Origin of the sequence: Aeromonas sp. S19(2024), assembly GCF_041402625.1 — a bacterium.
Taxonomy (GTDB): Bacteria; Pseudomonadota; Gammaproteobacteria; order Enterobacterales; family Aeromonadaceae; genus Aeromonas; species Aeromonas caviae.
In genome coordinates this window covers 486,413-502,590 of sequence record NZ_JBGLQU010000002.1, presented here as the reverse complement: position 1 = coordinate 502,590, position 16,178 = coordinate 486,413, and the positions used below count along the sequence as shown (strand labels likewise).

Sequence of the window (16,178 nt, the reverse complement as noted above, 5' to 3'; positions counted from 1 at the left end):
ATGATCGGATCAACGGCCAGATGACCTCCCCTATGAAACGCATCCTCGTCCTCATCTCAGGCAGCGGCAGCAACCTGCAGGCCATCCTCGACGGCTGTGCCGGCGGCAAGATTGCCGGTCAGGTGGTCGGCGTCATCAGCAACAAGGCTGATGCCTATGGCCTGGTGCGTGCCAGGGAAGCCGGGGTGGCAACCGCCATCCTGGCCCAGCAGCAGTTCGCCAGCCGGGAGGAGTATGATGTCGCCCTGCTGGCTCTGATGGCGGATTATCAGCCGGATCTGGTGGTGCTGGCCGGCTTTATGCGGATCCTGAGCGCCGACCTCGTGCGCCACTTCGCGGGGAGGATGATCAATATCCACCCCTCGTTGCTGCCGAAATACCAGGGTCTGCACACCCACCAGCGCGCCATCGAGGCCGGTGATGACGAGCACGGCGCCAGCGTCCACTTCGTCACCGAAGAGCTTGACGGCGGCCCGGTGATCCTCCAGGCACGGGTCCCCATCTTCGAAGGGGACAGTGCCGACGAGGTCGCCGCCCGGGTCCAGGTGCAGGAGCACAGCATCTACCCCCTGGTTGTGCAGTGGTTCTGTGAAGGGCGCTTGCAGATGCGAGAAGGGTCTGCCTTCCTCGATGGCAAGCAGCTTGGCCTGGCAGGCTATGCCAGCGAGTAACCGCTAGCAGCAGTAAGACACAACAAGGGAGGCTCAGGCCTCCCTTGTCATTTCTATCGGCCAGCGCAATGGTTGTCATCACGTCCGATGACGCTGCTGCGCGGCTAATCGGCCCTACACCGGATTGTCGATATCGATAAAGTTCACCTCCAACCCGTGTACGGTGGCGAGCCACTCTCCCAGCGCCTTTACGCCGTAACGTTCGGTGGCGTGGTGGCCTGCGGCGTAGAAGTGCATGCCCATCTCGCGGGCGGTGTGGATGGTCTGCTCGGAGGCTTCGCCGGAGATGAAGGCATCGATGCCCTGCTCCGCCGCCTGGCTGATGTAGCTCTGACCACCGCCGGTGCACCAGGCCACGGAGCGGATAAGCTCGGGACCACTGTCACCACAATGAAGCGGCTCGCGACCGAGACGCTCGGCAATCAGCTTGGCAAAATCGCTGCCGCTCATGGGCTCCTCCAGCTTGCCCACCATGGCGACGCTCTTGCTGTTCCAGGGTTCGAGCCCGCGACGCACCTTGATACCAAGCAGCCTGGCAAGCTGGGCGTTGTTCCCCACCTCGGGGTGCACGTCCAGCGGCAGGTGGTAGGCAAACAGGTTGATGTCGTGGGTCAAGAGGGTCTTGAGACGACGCTGCTTCATGCCGGTGATCTGGGCCGGCTCGCCGCTCCAGAAGTAGCCGTGATGGACCAGGATGGCGTCAGCATCAGCGGCCACGGCGGCATCGATGAGGGCCTGGCTGGCGGTGACGCCGGTCACCACCTTGCGAATGCGCTCGCGCCCCTCCACCTGCAGGCCGTTGGGGCAGTAATCCTTGATGGCATGGGGTTCGAGCAGGTGGTTGAGCAGGCTTTCCAGTTTACGATGAGAGATCATGGGGGTCTCCTAGCTGGGCTCCCCACGTACTGTGCGGGGAGCCGGATTCCGATCGTCAGGGCCCATGATAATCGAGCCGGACCGGCAAGGCCATGCGCCTGTCAGGCCTAGGCGGGCAACTCGATGCCGGCGTCACGCATCTGGGCCAGCTTGTAGCGCAGGGTGCGCGGGCTGATGCCGAGCTTGTCGGCCACCGCTTTGCGACTGCCGTTGCACTCCTGCAGGGTGTCCAGAATGATCTGGTGCTCCTGCTGCTTGAGTTCGCCACCAAGCCCCTCCCCTGACAGCCGCTCGAGCGGGCGCACCAGGGTCTCGTCCGTCTCCTCCAGGATCAGGTGCTCACAGTCGATGAGGCCGTCTGGACAGAGGATCAGGGCGCGCTGAACCACGTTGTCGAGCTCGCGCACGTTGCCGGGCCAGGGGTGAACCATCAGACGCTCTCGGGCGTCCTCTGCGAGCTGCGGCGTCGGCAGCCCCATCTGGCTGGCATGCAGCGCCAGCAGATGCTCCGCCAGGGGAAGAATGTCCCCCGGGCGCTCCCAGAGCGCCGTCCAGCGCAGGGGGAAGACGTTGAGGCGGTAGTAGAGATCCTCGCGGAACAACCCGTCCTGCACCGCTTTTTTCAGATCCCGGTTGCTGGTGGCAATGACCCGCACATCGAGGGGGATCATCTTGCGGCTGCCGAGCCGCTCCACCTCTTTCTCCTGCAAGACCCGCAGCAGCTTGGCCTGCAGCCCCAGATCCATCTCGGTGATCTCGTCGAGCAGCAGGGTTCCTCCCTGAGCCTGCTCGAACTTGCCAGGGCACCCCTGCACCGCACCGGTGAAGGCGCCCTTCTCGTAGCCAAACAGAGTCGCCTCCAGCATGTTCTCCGGAATGGCGGCGCAGTTGATGGCGACGAAGGCCTGCTCTGCCCGGCTGGAGTGGTCGTGAATGTAGCGAGCCAACACCTCCTTGCCCGTCCCGCTCGGTCCGGTCACCATGACGGTGGCTTCGCTTCTGGCCACCCGGGTCGCCAGCTGGAACAGCTCCGCAGTCCTGGGGTCCCCGTACACCACGGCACGCTTCTCCACCTTCTGGGCCGGCACATAACGGCTGACCTGGTTGAGCAGCACCTCGGGGGAGAAGGGCTTGGCCAGATAGTCGATCGCCCCCTCGCGCATGGCGCGCACCGCCCCGTCGATGTTGGCGTAGGCAGTCATCAGGAGCACAGGCACCTGGGGATATTGCTGGCGGATGTTGGCGAGCAGGGTCAGACCATCCATGCCCCCCATCTGGATGTCGGAGATCACCATGTCAAAGCGCTGACGGGACAGGGCAAGTAGTGCCCGCTCGCCGCTGTCCACCTCGCGGCACTCATAGCCACCGAGCAGCAGGGTATCCACCAGCGCCTCGCGCAGGCCGTTGTCATCTTCCACTACCAGAATGCGAGCCTGGGTCATGCCACACCTCCTACAACCAACATGGCCTTGTCGAGAATCATCTTCACCGGCGCTCCGGCTTTTGCGCGCCTCATGCCACGCCCCCCAACTGAACCTGTTGCTGATGCAGGGGGAAGGACAGGGTAAAACAGGTGCCCTCGCCAGGGACCGAGGCCACGCTTACCTCCCCCTGATGGGCTCGTACCACCGACTGCACCACCGCAAGACCGAGGCCCGTGCCCTGAGATCGGGTGGTAAAGAAGGGTTCGAAGATCTGGTTGAGCAGGGAGGGGGCCATCCCCTTGCCGTTGTCGATGACCCGCATCTCCACCCGGTTGCCGCTGCGCACAGCGCTCACCAGGAGCGAATCGGCGCCGGCCTGCCGGGCATTGGCGATGAGGTTGTTGATGGCCCCCGCCAGGGCACTGCTGTTGGCAAGCAGACAGAGATCGGGCTCAGGGGCCTCCAGATGCAAGGCGCACCCCTGCTGCTGGCAGAAGGCTTCGGCCCCCGCCTGCACTTCCGCCAGCAAGCCCTGCACCGAGAGGGGCGCCACCACCTGGTTGTCGCCATTGCGGGCAAACAGCAGGATGTCGTTGATCTGCTTCTCGAGATCCTGCAGACGCGCCATCAATTTTTGCTGGAACTGGCTGCGGGATTCAGGCTTGAGGGTGCGGTTGGCCAGGTTGGCCGCATAGAGCATGGCGGCGGAGAGCGGGGTGCGGATCTGGTGCGCCAGAGAAGCCGCCATGTTGCCAAGGGCGGAGAGGCGCTTCATGTGGTTGACCCTGTCCTGCAACTGGCGGGTCTCGGTCAAGTCGGTAATGAACACCAGTTGGCCGGGCTGATCCGGCAGCGGCTGGGTCGACAGCTGGACCCGGCGGCCGTCGCGCAAGGAGATCTCGTGACCGTCATCCTCACGGGGTTCGAAGCAGCGGGCGATGATCTGGCGCCAGGAAAGGCCTTCCAGTGGCTCTCCCAGCAGCGCCAGGGCTGCAGGGTTTGCGCGGGTGATCAGCCCCTCGCCATCGAGCAGCAGCACGCCGGTCGGCAGCGCCGTGAAGATGGCGTAAAGCTGACTCACTTCATGTGACTGGAGGGGGGCATCCTGCTGCAAGATTGTCATAAAGCTGACCTCAAACTGGCGATTGAGTCAGCTTATTCAATTTCCATGCCAGCAAAATAGGCGTTATTTATCAATGTATTGGCTCAATGCGTCAAAGCATTGACCTCAATTGTCCTTGCTCATGCCGTACTTCTTCATCTTCTCCACCAGGGTGGTGCGGCGCATGCTGAGCAGGTCGGCGGCGCGGGCCACCACCCCGTCCTGGGACTCCAGGGCCTGGCGGATCAGCTCCACCTCGAGGTCGGCCAGCATCTCCTTGAGGTTGACCCCCTCCTGGGGCAACTGCATGGGCAGGGGCATGGCGATGCCGGGATCCAGCTCTGGTGGGGACTGGAACACGGCAGCCAGGGCGTCCCGCTCGTCCATCTCGGTGAGCCGCTCATCTCGTGGCTCGCAGGGCAGCAGGCGATAGCGGCCGGGCAGATCCGCCACATCGACGATCTGGTTCGGATAGAGGATGAGCAGGCGCTCGATGAGGTTGGACAGCTCGCGCACGTTGCCGGGCCAGGCGTACTGCATCAGGGACTCCATGGCGCGCTGGGTCAGACGGATGATCCCCTTGTGCTGTTCGGCATGGCGATTGAGCAGCTCCTGCAGCAGCAGCGGGATGTCGTCGGCCCGATCCCGCAGGGGGGGTGTCTCGATGGGAAACACATTGAGGCGGTAGTAGAGATCTTCGCGAAATGCCTGGGTGCGGATCATGGCTTCCAGATCCCGGTGGGTCGCCGCGATCACCCTCACATCGGCCTGGACGGCCTTGCCGCCCCCGACCCGGTCGAACTGGCGCTCCTGCAGCACCCGCAGCAACTTGACCTGCATCGGCAGCGGCATGTCGCCGATTTCGTCGAGGAAGAGGGTGCCCCCCTGGGCCAGTTCGAAGCGGCCGCGCCGGGCCGCAATGGCACCGGTGAAGGCCCCCTTCTCGTGACCGAACAGCTCGCTCTCGAGCAGTTCCGCCGGAATGGCGCCGCAGTTGATGGGCACGAAGGGACCCGCGCTTCGGGCGGACAACTCGTGGATGGCGCGAGCCACCACCTCCTTGCCGGTTCCGGACTCACCGAGGATCAGTACGTTGGCGTCGGTCTCGGCCACCTGGCCGATGAGACGGCGCACCTCCTGGATGCCCCTCCCCTTGCCCACCAGCAGGCGCAGCAGGGTCTGACCCTTGTCGTGGGTCTGATGACGGGGATGCAGGGAGATGAAGGCCTGGCAGAAGTGCAGATGACGGGTGAGGGACTCATAGGTAAAGGGGGCCTCGGCCACCCCGATGAAGTTGCTGCAACCATGGCTCGCTGGCATCAGGGAGAGAAAGGGCAGACGAGGATGGGCGGCAAGCAGCTCACTCAGGGCGCGCTCGCGCAGTTCCCCGGCCAGAATTCCCTGCAGGGGCCCGGCAGTCTCGATGGCCACATCGAGATCGCTCTCCACCACCTCCTGCCAGGGGATCCCCATGAAGGAGAGCACAGTCCCCAGTTGCTGGCGCCGCACATCATCGGCATCAACAAGCAGCACACCCATAGCCATCCTATCCATATTTTCACACCTGACGCCAAGTTATTGTTTTTTAAGTGCTTATTAAAACCAATTTCGCACTGTGTCATAAGGGGGACAAAGTGCCAAAATTCTGGCGGATTGTCAAAACTTGTCGCATCCTCCCGGACCCTGGCGGGACGGGGATCACGCTTCCAGCCAGATTGAGTATCGGATGAAAACCAGCGAAGGGGAAAGAATGACGCCGACAGGGTGCGGCGTCAGAGGAGGGATCAGTGTTTCACGCTCTCCTGGGGAGCGGCATAGCGGCACTCGGGAAACCGGCTGCAGGCGAGGAACAGGCGACCGGCGTGGGGACCCTTTCGTGCTTCCCGTGCCACCAGGGGCGCGGCACAGCGGGGGCAATGGGGGATCGTCTCCCGGGGCTCCTCCTCATCCGGATCGAGGAAGGGATTCTCCTCCATCAACACGGGCATTGCCTCTTCGGCCTGGGGGGGCGGCACCTGTGGCTCCTTGGCAGCCCCCGGGTGTGACGTGCCCAGATCGACACCATCGAGCAGCAGCGGGCTGAAGGTCGGTTCGCGGCGCTCGCCGGGCAGCAGGTCATCCACCGGCGCCGTCGTTCTCGCCAGCAGGGGCAGCAGTTGCTCCCGCAACTCGTCGACCTGATAGTGGCTGCTGGCCGGGATCTGCAACAGCGGCAGACCGGCGCCATCGCAGGCCGCCTTCAGGAAGAGATCCCGCGCCTTGCGCTTCTGGTGGCGGTGCCCCTCGTCATCCAGCTCCACGGCACACAGGAAAGAGAGATCCGCCGGGTGGCAGAGCAGAAAATCGAAGTGCTTCTCCCCTATCTTACCGAGCGCCTGCTGGCGCTTGCCCTTGCCAAGGTGCGCCTCGGGCGTCAGCACATAGGAGGCTCGTACCTTGGCAAAGACGCGGGCCTTGTCCCCCACCGCCTGGTCCAGCACCCCGAAGAAGGTGCGCTCGGCTGGGCTCATCAAGGTTTCCTGCAGATCATAGGGCTCGGCCTTGCCCCCTTTCTCCCTGCGCCAGACGATCACCAGCAGGAGCAACCCCAGCAACACGGCTCCCGATACGACAAGGCTATTCATACACGCACATCCCGTTTACAAGACAAATTCAGTTCACACCAGAGGAAGGGGCACACTCTACCACGGGGAAAGCGACTCAGGCAGCGCAGAAATCAAGCCCGTCCCGGCATTCGCGTTTTTTCACTGAATTTGCGCAAGGCGGGCTTCATATGGCCTGTCACAGCAGGCACAATGCTAGAGCCCATGGACGTTCTGGCGCGCACCCCGTCGCCGCCAGGTGTCAACGGACCCCACGCAGCCCCATTCAAGGAGAGCAGGATGCAAAAGCAATTGGTCGTCACCGTGATCGGCGCAGACAAACCCGGGATCGTCGAGAGCCTGGCCGATACCATCACCCGGCAGCAGGGCAACTGGCTGGCCAGCTCCATGAGCGAGCTGGCGGGGCAATTTGCCGGCATTTTGCACGTCGCCGTGCCTGACGAGCATTACCGCAGCCTATGCGAGGCTCTGGTGATGCTGCCTGGCCTCACCGTGAGCTTCGCCGAAGGGCAGCTGAGCCCGCAACCGGCCCATCAGGTGATGCTGAGCGTCACCGGCAACGACAGACCGGGCATCGTCCACGAAGTGGCCAGCATCCTGCGACAGCTCAACATCAACGTCGCCGACCTCACCACAGGTTGCGAACCTGCGCCCCACTCAGGCGCCCCCCTCTTCTATGCCCACGCCCTGGTGGCCCTGCCGCCGCAGCTCGAACTGGACGATCTCGTCACGGCTCTGGAGTCCCTCTCCGACGACCTCGTCGTCGACATCGATCAGGATCTGAGCGAATAGTGTCGCCTGTCATAAATTTGTCATGGTTTGACGCCATAACTTCCGCGCAGACGCAACCAGAGCAAAGAGGCACCAAATGAGCACCGACAAGCAGTATGAAGAGAAAGAGCTTAGCTGGCTCTCATTCAATGAACGGGTGTTGCAAGAGGCGATGGACAAGACGGTACCCCTCATCGAGCGGGTCCGCTTCCTCGGGATTTTCTCCTCCAATCAGGACGAGTTCTTCAAGGTACGGGTGTCGGACGTCAAGCGCCGCATCCTCATCAACGAAGTCCACGGCGGCGACGACGAGGCCAAGGTGCTGCTGCGCGCCATCCAGCAGAAGGTGATGGCGCTCGGCGAGGCATTCGACAACACCTACAAGGAGCTGCTGATCGCGCTGGCCCGCCACAACATCTTCCTGGTGAACGAAAGCCAGCTCTCCGAGTCCATCCAGCAGTGGCTGCGGATCTTCTTCCGGGAAAAGGTGCTGCGCCACATCATTCCCATCCTCCTCAACAAGGAGGTCAACCCGGTCAAGTTCCTGAAAGACGAGCACACCTATCTCGCCATCGAGATGAAGAAGAACGGCCAGGTGATCCAGTACGCCCTGGTGGAAGTACCCACCGACGATCTGCCCCGCTTCTTCCAGCTACCGCCGGAGGGCACCCGTCGCAAGAAGCAGATCATCATCCTGGACAACGTTATCCGCTTCTGTCTGGACGAGATCTTCAAGGGCTTCTTCGACTACGACGAGATTGCCGCCTACGCGGTCAAGCTGACCCGGGATGCCGAATATGACCTCTCCGACCAGCTGGACCTCAGCCTGGTGGACAAGATGAGTGACGGCTTGAAACAGCGCCTCACCGCCATGCCGGTGCGCTTCGTCTACGAGCGGGAGATGCCGGCGGCCATGATAAGCTTCTTGAAGCTCAAGCTGCAGATCAGCTCCTACGACGCCATCATGCCCGGTGGGCGCTATCACAACTTCAAGGATTTCATCGGCTTCCCCAATGTGGGCCGGGATTATCTGGAAAACCCCAAGCTGCCAGCCCTGGACTGCCGCGACTTTGATGGCTTCGTCAACGCCTTCGACGCCATCGCCAAGCAGGACATCCTGCTCTACTACCCGTACCACAAGTTCCACCACTTCACCGAGCTGGTGCGCCAGGCGGCCTTCGACCCGGCGGTCAGCGCCATTCGCATCAACATTTACCGGGTGGCCAAGAAGTCGCGGATCATCCACTCCCTCATCGACGCCGCCAACAACGGCAAGAAGGTGACCGTGGTGGTGGAGCTACGCGCCCGCTTCGACGAGGCGGCCAACATCGACTGGGCCAATATCCTGACCGACGCAGGCGTCAAGGTCGTGTTCGGGGTGCCCAGCCTCAAGATCCACTCCAAGCTCTGCCTCATCACCCGCCACGAGAACGGCGAGGCGGTGCGCTACGCCCACATCGGGACCGGCAACTTCAACGAGAAGACCGCCAAGATCTACACCGACTTCTCCCTGCTGACCCGCCATCCGGACATCACCGCCGAGGTGGAGAGCGTGTTCGAGTACATCGAGTACCCGTACCGGCGCTACAAGTTCAACCACCTGCTGGTCTCCCCCATCAACAGCCGCCGCCAGCTCTATCGCCTCATCGACAACGAGCTGACCAACGCCAAGGCGGGGCAACCCAGCGGTATCACCCTCAAGATCAACAACCTGGTGGACAGAGACCTCATCAACCGGCTCTATGCCGCCGGCCAGGCCGGGGTGCCCATCCAGATGATCATCCGGGGCATGTGCGCCCTGCGCCCGGGGGTGCCGGGTCTGAGCGACAACATCCGGGTCATCAGCATCATCGACCGTTTCCTCGAACATCCCCGGGTGATGGTGTTCCACAACAAGGGCAATCCCCAGCTCTATATCTCCAGTGCCGACTGGATGAGCCGCAACATCGACGGTCGCATCGAGGTGGGCACCCCCATCTATGACGAGCGGCTCAAGCAGCGCATCCTCGACATTCTCGAGCTACAACTGAGTGATACCTGCAAGGCGCGGGTGATCGATGCCGACCAGAAGAACGAGTACGTGAAGCGGGGCAACCGCCGCAAGGTCCGTTCCCAGGTGGCGATTTACGACTACCTCAAACGCATAGAGTCAAACCATGGACAATAGTCTGTACGCCGCTGTCGATCTGGGCTCGAACAGCTTCCACATGGTCATTGCCCGACTCACCGAGGGGCGGATGCAGATCATCGATCGCATCAAGGAGCGAGTGCGCCTCGCCGAAGGGATGGATGAGCAGCGCCGCATGTCCCCGGAGGCCATGGCGCGCGGGCTGGACTGCCTCGCCCTGTTCGCCGAGCGGCTCACCAACATCAAGCCGGATCAGATCCGCATCGCCGGCACCTACACATTGCGCCGCGCCAGCAACGCCCGCGACTTCGTGCACGAGGCGGCCAAGGTGCTCAACCACCCCATCGAGATCATCAGCGGCCAGGAAGAGGCCCGCCTCATCTATCAAGGGGTCGCTCATACCCAGCACATCGAGGGCCAGGTGCTGGTGGTGGACATCGGCGGCGGCAGCACCGAGCTCATCATTGGCGAAGGGTTTGAGCACAAGGCGCTCACCAGCCGCAAGATGGGCTGCGTGAGCTTCACCCAGAGCTTCTTTGGCAACGGCAAGCTCGGCGAGAAGGCCTTCAACGCCGCCGTGTTGGAAGCCCAGCACCAGCTCGCCCCCATCATCAACCAGTACCGCAAGCTGGGCTGGCAGAGCTGCCTCGGCAGCTCGGGCTCCATCCGCACCGTGCGCGACGTGCTGCAGGGGGAAGAGTGGACCGATGGTGCCATCACCCTGGCGGGACTGGAGCGGCTGAAGGAAGAGATGCTCAAGCACAAGCGGGTCGATCAGCTCAAACTGGCGGGCCTCACCGAGGAGCGTCAGGGGGTGTTCGCCGCCGCGGTGGCCATCCTGCTCGGGCTCTTCACCTCCCTGCCCATCGAGCGGATGGAGTACTCCGACGGCGCCCTGCGCGAAGGGTTGCTCTACGAGTTCGAGGAGCGCCTGCAGCATCACGACATTCGCGAACGTACCGCGCTTGCGCTCAGCACCCACTATCGCATCGACAAGCGCCAGGCCACCCGGGTAGAGAGCAGCGTCCTCTCCCTGTTCGACGTCCTGAGCGGCCCCTGGGAGATGCCGGAAGAGCCCTATCGCGCCATCCTCGGCTGGGCGGCGCGGCTGCACGAGATCGGCCTTGCCATCAACTACAGCGGCATCCACAAACACTCCGCCTACATCTTGCAAAACACCGACCTGCCCGGCTTCAACCAGGACGATCAGGCCCTGCTGGCGGCCCTGGTGCGCTTTCACCGCAAGGGGCTCAAGCTCTCCGAGCTGCCCGCCCTGCCCAACCACGACGAGCAGACGGTGCTGCGCTGCATCCGCATCCTGCGCCTCGCGGTGGCGGCCCACCACAGGCGTCAGGACAACCTGCTGCCCGAGTGGAACGTGCAGGCCGCCGGGGATCAGCTGGTGGTCACCCTGCCCCTGGACTGGTGCGACGAGAACAAGTTGCTGATGCAGAACCTGGAAAAGGAGCACCGCTACTGCCACGAGCAGGGCTGGCCCCTGCTGTTCCAGCTCGGGTGATCCGCCCCTCTGTGCAAAAAGGCAGCCGATGGCTGCCTTTTTTGTCTCTTGTCCTTTCCTACTGCAGATCCGGCAGGATCAGCTTGGCTATCTCGAAGTAGATGATGAGGCCGGTACCGTCCACCAGGGTGGCGATGAAGGGGGCGGAGACCACCGCCGGGTCGATGCGAAAGCGACGCAGCACCATGGGGATCACCGAGGCGACGGTGGCGCTCCAGAGCACGATGGCGACGATGGTCAGGGTCACCACCATGCCGATCTCGGGCCCCACCCCCAGGCTCCAGGCCCGCACCCAGGCCGCCAGTGCGATGGCGGCCGAGATGAGCAGACCGGTGGAGATCTCCTTTTTCAGCACGGTGCCGAGGTTTTTCAGGCTCACCTCCCCCACCGCCATGGCACGCACTATGGTGGTGGTGATCTGGGTACCGCTGTTGCCACCGGTACCGATGAGGAGCGGAATGAAGAAGGCCAGGGCGATGGCTGCCTCCAGCTGCTCTTCAAAGGCCCGCAGCACGGTGCCTGTGTAGGCTTCCGCCACGAACAGGATCAGCAGCCAGCCCACCCGCTTGCGCCACAACTGCCAGGGGGTGGCCTGCAGATAGGGGGTATCCAGCGGTGAGGAGCCCCCTTGCAGCTCCGCATCCTCAGTGGACTCCAGCTCCAGAATGTCGGCGGCATCATCCACGTGGAAGACCCCCACCAGACGACCCTGATCTTCCACCGGCAGGAGCGAGAGGTCGCGGTCAATGAGCAGGCGGGCCGCCAGCTCCTGATCCGCCCGGGCGTTGATGCGCACTGCCTCCCCCTCCATCAGCTCCCCTACCGGCAGCAGAGGATCGGCGATCAGCAGCGACTTGAGGGAGACGCTGCCAAGCAGGCGCTGCTCGCCGTCAACCACATAGAGATGACCGAACAGCCTGGCCTGATCCCAGGCCCCGTGGATCAGCTGCTTGGCGCTTTCCACCGTCGCATCGGCCTCCACTGCCAGGTATTCGTGGCGCATGTTGGCCCCCACCGACTCGTTCGGCCAGGCCAGCAGTGACTGGAAGGCTTTACGGGCGGGGTCTGGCAGCCGGGCGAGCAGGGTCTTGCGATCGTGCTCGTCGAGCCTGCGCAGGATGGCCAGCAGGTCACGACGGGCCAGGGTGCCCTGCAGTATTCCCACGATGCTGCCATGCAGCCTGAGCAGCAGATGGCCGGCACACTCCGCCGGGAGGGAGGCGAGCAAGGACGCCCCTTCCGGCATGGAGAGGGTATCGAAGATGCAGTTGAGCTCTTCCGGGCGCAGGGTCAGAAGCTGATCGGCACGGGCCACCGGATCCAGGTTGTGAGCCAGCCAGTTGCGCAGGGCGACCGGGTCGAGCAGTTGATGACGATTGAGCAGGGTGTGTGTTTTCTTCATCACAGATGTCCTCATGTGATTTCAGGCGAACCTGAACGCCTCCGGCACCTGGCCGGATGCAACGGCAAGAAAACAGCAATTTGATTGACGAGTAACAGGCAGGAAATGACGCCGTCCGGCGTGTTTTCATCCCCACGTACCAGCTTTAGCACTGCATAACGTATCCGGCATGCCGGAAGCCACTTGGGTTGACACCTTAATCCGATGAAAACTGTCCTGATCTTGGGCGTCTCTGGACGTCGTGAGATCAGTGGCCTGTGTTTATGCAGGAGCCTCGCCTAACGAGATGCTGCGAACATTGATTGCACGGCGCTACCGTGCGGGCGGCATCATCTGCCCAGGCGCAGGTCGAGTCAAGGCAAACGGGCACCTGGCAACGGGTTGTTACAAATTGGCCGGACGACGGGCTCTTCATGAAACGAGGCTCCCCCGTGCGTGGCACGGGGGAGCCTGCGGTCAACGGATGAACGTCAGCGGATATAGTCGAAGAGGGTCAGCTTGCTTATCTTGCTGAAGGCGAGCTGGGAGGCGCTCATGGCTGCATCCTCCTTGGAGAGGGCCGCGATCACCTCGTACATGTCCGCCTCGGACACCTTGGCCCGCGCCTGCTGGTTCAGGGTGCTGAGTCCGTCGTTGGAGCTCATCACCTGCTCCAGGCTGTTCATCCTTCCCCCCAGCTCCCCCAGTCCCCGGTCTATCTTGGTTCTGGCGTTGCTCATGTGGGTGGTGGCATCGGAGACCGCCAGCTGGAAATCGCTCTCGGACAGGGTCGGATCGCGCATGGCGGAGATGAAATCGGACATGCCATTGAGGATGTTGTCGTTTTTCGGGGTATCCAGCACGAAGTTCTGGGTCGCCGACCCCGCAGGGAGGTCGAGGGTGAGCGCCAGGCCGTTGAAGGGGATCTTGTTGCCCGCCACATAGTCGCCGCTTTGCAGCAGGGTGCCACCGCTGTCACGGATCTCGTAGGTGTCCGGCGGCCCGGCCAGGGTGCTGACCGCATACTGGTTGCTCGGCAGGGAAGCATCATAGTTGTTGCGATAGAAGCTCTCGAAGTTCCCCTGATCCGCCACCGACACCTGGATGTTACCACTGGCGGCGCTGGCGGTGCGCCGGGTCGCCACCATCTCGAACAGATCGAAACCGGAGTCGTTGGCCGGGATCTGCACCGTGGGAGAGACCTGGATGTTGCGCTGCCCCGTGTCCCCCTGGAACACATAGTTGCCGCTGGCATCCTTGACGAAGGGCTGGGTCTTGCTCTGATTGCCGCCGAAGATGTACTCCCCCTGGGAGTTCTTGCTGTTCATCAGGTCGAACATCTGCTTTTGCAGCCCCTCGAGTTCGCTCGCGATGGCGTTGCGCTCCTCGGAGCCCATGGCGGAGTTGTTCGCCTTCTGGATCAGGGTCTGGGCACTCAGCATGGCGTTGTTGAGGGAGGTCAGCACCGTCTCCTCGTGGCCCAGGCTGTTCTCCAGCAGGCTGCCGTTGACGCCGTACTGCTTGAAGAGATCGATCTCCTTGGTCAGCGCCATCTTCTGGCTCATGCCGGCCGGGTCCTCCCCGGAACGGGAGAATTTATCCCCCGTCATCAACTGGTTGTAGGCGGTGTTCTGGCGCTCGCTCACCTTGCTCATGGAGGCAAGGTTGCGGTCATAGATCATGTTGGTGGTGATGCGCATGACTTACCTCACGGAGGAGAGCAGGGTGTCGAAGATGGTCTTGGCGGTGTTCACTATCTGGGCCGAGGCCGCATAGGACTGCTGGAAGCGGATAAGGTTGGCCGCCTCCTCCTCCAGATTGACGCCGGAGACACTCTCGAAGATGGCGGTACTCTGGGTCAGCTTCGCCTCGTTGGCCTGCAGCAGGGTCTTGGCCTGGCTGGTCTTGTTGCCAATGCCGCTCACCAGACCCGAGTAGGCATCGTTGAAGGTCATCTTGTCGTTGCTGGTGGCGGCGTTGTTGTTCTTGCGCACCAGATCCTTGTTCTGCAGCTCCGCCAGCGCCAGGCCGTTGGCGTTGTCCGCAAAGCCGTCCTTGTTGTAGCTGAGCGTGAAGCTGTCGCTGGCCTCCACCTTGCCGGTGATGCTGAACTCATAGCCCGGGCTCTGGGTCGGATCGGCGTAGACCTTGGGCCCCCCCAGGGGGCTCTCGAGGGCGGCCATCAGGTTCTTTCCCTTGCTGGAGGCGGGGGCGACACCCAGCAGGTTATTGTTCTTGTCATAGACCTCGTAGTTGCCGCTGCCGTCGATCTTGATGACTTGGGGTGCACTCGGGTCCAGAGTGTTGGTGCCAAAACCCGAGCCCGTGCCGGTGTTGTAGACACCGCCCAGCGTTATCTCGCCCGAGCCCAGGTTCTGGGATCCCTTGTCCGCCTTCAGGGGGGATGCCAGCGCGATATCCTCGGGACGGGTGATCGCCTGCTCCAGGTTGGCAGCCGCATTCCGGGTGGGTTGCAACAAGATCTTGTCACCCGCGACCGGAGTGCCGGAGAGATCGATTTCGATGCCGTGCCCCGCCACCTCGAAGGTGGCTGGCGGCGTGGTCCCCGTGGCGAGCGAGGTACGCTGCCCGCTGCCGTCGATGGCGAACACCTCGTAACCGGTGGCGCTGTTGAACCGCACCTCGTAGTCGAAGGTGGTGACCTCGCTCCCCTTGCCGGGGACGAAGTTGACGCTGGCCGCCCCGTTACCCTGGTTGCTGGCGTAGGGCAGCCCCTGGCTTCCCTTGAGGGTGAAGAGATCCCCCCCAAGCTCGTTGTCGAGATCCATCCCCAGCCGGTTCTGCTGGTTCATGGCATCCCCCAGGGCGACGGCCAGCTGCCCCAGCTCCCGCTTGGCGGGCTCCAGATCCCGGCGCGCGGTGAAGAGGCCACCGATGGCACCGCCAATATCCTTGTCGTTGATGCTGGCCTGGTTCTTGCCCAGGGTCAGCTGCAAGGAAGGCTCACGGGAATCCGGGTCCCCCGGCACCACCTTGAACTGGGCCACGCCGCCATCGAGCACCAGGGAGTGCCCTGTGCTCATGTTGACCAGCATGCTGCCATTGGGCTGGGTCACGGTGCGGATCTCCATCTTCTCGGAGAGCTGGCGAATGGCCTCATCCCGCTGATCGAACAGCATCAGGTTCTCTTCAGGGGAGCCCTGGGTGCGGACAATGGCCTGGTTCAGATCGTTGATGCTGTTCAGCAGGCTGTTCACCCTGTCCGTCTCGTCCCCTATGGTGGCGTTGATGGTATCGGACTGCTTGTCGAGCTGGGCGGAGAGGGTATGGAATCTGTCCACCATGCCGCTCAGTTCACTCAGGGTCGTCTTGCGCCCCCCGATCTCGGACGGTGACTCGTTGGCGGTGTGGAAAGCCTTGAAGTAGGAGGTGATGGTGGTCCCCACGCTGTTGCTGGCATCACCGAGCAGGCTGTCGAGCCGGAACAGTTGATCGTAGCGGGTGTTGGCCGCCTGATAGGCGGACGTATCCCGGCGCACCTCGGCCTGGGCATAGGCGTTGATGATGCGCTCGCTCACCATGTCGCCCGTCCCCAATCCGACGGAATTGGTGTAGATCAGGGTGCGTTCACGTACATAGCCCTGGCTATTGACGTTCACTATGTTGTTGCTGGTGGTCTGCAGCAGTCGCTGCTGGGCCAACACACCCGAGGTCCCAATTCCAAGCAGATCGCTTGCCATAG

Annotated in this window: 12 protein-coding genes and 1 riboswitch; of the genes, 4 read left to right on the top strand and 8 right to left on the bottom strand. The window is 62.8% G+C overall.

Translation table 11 applies throughout. The features are described 5' to 3' along the window. Positions 1–32 precede the first annotated feature (32 nt). Positions 33–671 carry a phosphoribosylglycinamide formyltransferase gene (purN, locus tag ACB037_RS06645; protein ID WP_048208753.1) on the top strand — a complete coding sequence of 213 codons (639 nt, stop codon included), beginning with the start codon at positions 33–35 and terminating at the stop codon, positions 669–671. 114 nt (positions 672–785) lie between these two features. Here the strand turns inward: purN and ACB037_RS06640 are convergent, their stop codons facing one another. The 5 genes from ACB037_RS06640 to ACB037_RS06620 form a co-directional block, all read right to left on the bottom strand. Further along, positions 786–1,547 (bottom strand): Nif3-like dinuclear metal center hexameric protein, encoded by a 762-nt coding sequence (locus tag ACB037_RS06640; RefSeq protein ID WP_139736375.1) that lies wholly within the window; start codon positions 1,545–1,547, stop codon positions 786–788. A 107-nt stretch (positions 1,548–1,654) separates the two neighbouring features. Continuing rightward, positions 1,655–2,989: a sigma-54 dependent transcriptional regulator gene (locus ACB037_RS06635; RefSeq protein WP_041213158.1), complete on the bottom strand. Its 1,335-nt coding sequence runs from the start codon at positions 2,987–2,989 to the stop codon at positions 1,655–1,657. A gap of 70 nt (positions 2,990–3,059) precedes the next feature. After that, entirely contained in the window at positions 3,060–4,094 is a 1,035-nt protein-coding gene (locus ACB037_RS06630; protein ID WP_010675278.1) for a PAS domain-containing sensor histidine kinase, read from the bottom strand. A 105-nt stretch (positions 4,095–4,199) separates the two neighbouring features. Then, complete coding sequence (locus ACB037_RS06625) at positions 4,200–5,618, bottom strand: sigma-54 dependent transcriptional regulator (protein WP_041213159.1); 1,419 nt, start codon at positions 5,616–5,618, stop codon at positions 4,200–4,202. A 239-nt stretch (positions 5,619–5,857) separates the two neighbouring features. After that, positions 5,858–6,697: a DUF2726 domain-containing protein gene (locus ACB037_RS06620; protein WP_371175059.1), complete on the bottom strand. Its 840-nt coding sequence runs from the start codon at positions 6,695–6,697 to the stop codon at positions 5,858–5,860. Between the two features lie 258 nt (positions 6,698–6,955). Here ACB037_RS06620 and ACB037_RS06615 point away from each other — a divergent pair, with 258 nt between their 5' ends. The 3 genes from ACB037_RS06615 (at position 6,956) to ppx (ending at position 11,094) form a co-directional block, all read left to right on the top strand. After that, positions 6,956–7,468: a glycine cleavage system protein R gene (locus tag ACB037_RS06615; RefSeq protein ID WP_010675281.1), complete on the top strand. Its 513-nt coding sequence runs from the start codon at positions 6,956–6,958 to the stop codon at positions 7,466–7,468. Positions 7,469–7,544: 76 nt separating this feature from the next. After that, complete coding sequence (gene ppk1, locus ACB037_RS06610; protein ID WP_039040240.1) at positions 7,545–9,614, top strand: polyphosphate kinase 1; 2,070 nt, start codon at positions 7,545–7,547, stop codon at positions 9,612–9,614. Next, a complete protein-coding gene (gene ppx / locus ACB037_RS06605; RefSeq protein ID WP_371175058.1) occupies positions 9,604–11,094 on the top strand; it encodes an exopolyphosphatase in 1,491 nt (496 codons plus the stop codon). Before ppk1 ends, ppx begins: the two co-directional genes overlap by 11 nt. Positions 11,095–11,152: 58 nt before the next feature. Here ppx and mgtE read toward each other — a convergent pair whose 3' ends face one another. The 3 genes from mgtE to flgK form a co-directional block, all read right to left on the bottom strand. Next, positions 11,153–12,496, bottom strand: coding sequence for a magnesium transporter (gene mgtE, locus ACB037_RS06600; protein ID WP_042017552.1), 1,344 nt, complete (start codon positions 12,494–12,496; stop codon positions 11,153–11,155). Between the two features lie 123 nt (positions 12,497–12,619). Next, a riboswitch (M-box (ykoK) riboswitch) is annotated at positions 12,620–12,789 on the bottom strand. 177 nt (positions 12,790–12,966) lie between these two features. Next, a complete protein-coding gene (gene flgL, locus ACB037_RS06595; RefSeq protein WP_010675285.1) occupies positions 12,967–14,175 on the bottom strand; it encodes a flagellar hook-associated protein FlgL in 1,209 nt (402 codons plus the stop codon). Positions 14,176–14,178: 3 nt separating this feature from the next. Beyond that, a complete protein-coding gene (gene flgK / locus ACB037_RS06590; protein WP_371175057.1) occupies positions 14,179–16,176 on the bottom strand; it encodes a flagellar hook-associated protein FlgK in 1,998 nt (665 codons plus the stop codon). Positions 16,177–16,178: the final 2 nt, after the last annotated feature.

Coding starts and splice junctions, on each gene's coding strand:
- ACB037_RS06620 (WP_371175059.1), bottom strand. CDS start 6,697: ATGAATAGCCTTGTCGTATCGGGAGCCGTGTTGCTGGGGTTGCTCCTG.
- ACB037_RS06625 (WP_041213159.1), bottom strand. CDS start 5,618: ATGGCTATGGGTGTGCTGCTTGTTGATGCCGATGATGTGCGGCGCCAG.
- ppk1 (WP_039040240.1), top strand. CDS start 7,545: ATGAGCACCGACAAGCAGTATGAAGAGAAAGAGCTTAGCTGGCTCTCA.
- ACB037_RS06635 (WP_041213158.1), bottom strand. CDS start 2,989: ATGACCCAGGCTCGCATTCTGGTAGTGGAAGATGACAACGGCCTGCGC.
- mgtE (WP_042017552.1), bottom strand. CDS start 12,496: ATGAAGAAAACACACACCCTGCTCAATCGTCATCAACTGCTCGACCCG.
- flgK (WP_371175057.1), bottom strand. CDS start 16,176: ATGGCAAGCGATCTGCTTGGAATTGGGACCTCGGGTGTGTTGGCCCAG.
- ACB037_RS06640 (WP_139736375.1), bottom strand. CDS start 1,547: ATGATCTCTCATCGTAAACTGGAAAGCCTGCTCAACCACCTGCTCGAA.
- ppx (WP_371175058.1), top strand. CDS start 9,604: ATGGACAATAGTCTGTACGCCGCTGTCGATCTGGGCTCGAACAGCTTC.
- purN (WP_048208753.1), top strand. CDS start 33: ATGAAACGCATCCTCGTCCTCATCTCAGGCAGCGGCAGCAACCTGCAG.
- ACB037_RS06630 (WP_010675278.1), bottom strand. CDS start 4,094: ATGACAATCTTGCAGCAGGATGCCCCCCTCCAGTCACATGAAGTGAGT.
- flgL (WP_010675285.1), bottom strand. CDS start 14,175: ATGCGCATCACCACCAACATGATCTATGACCGCAACCTTGCCTCCATG.
- ACB037_RS06615 (WP_010675281.1), top strand. CDS start 6,956: ATGCAAAAGCAATTGGTCGTCACCGTGATCGGCGCAGACAAACCCGGG.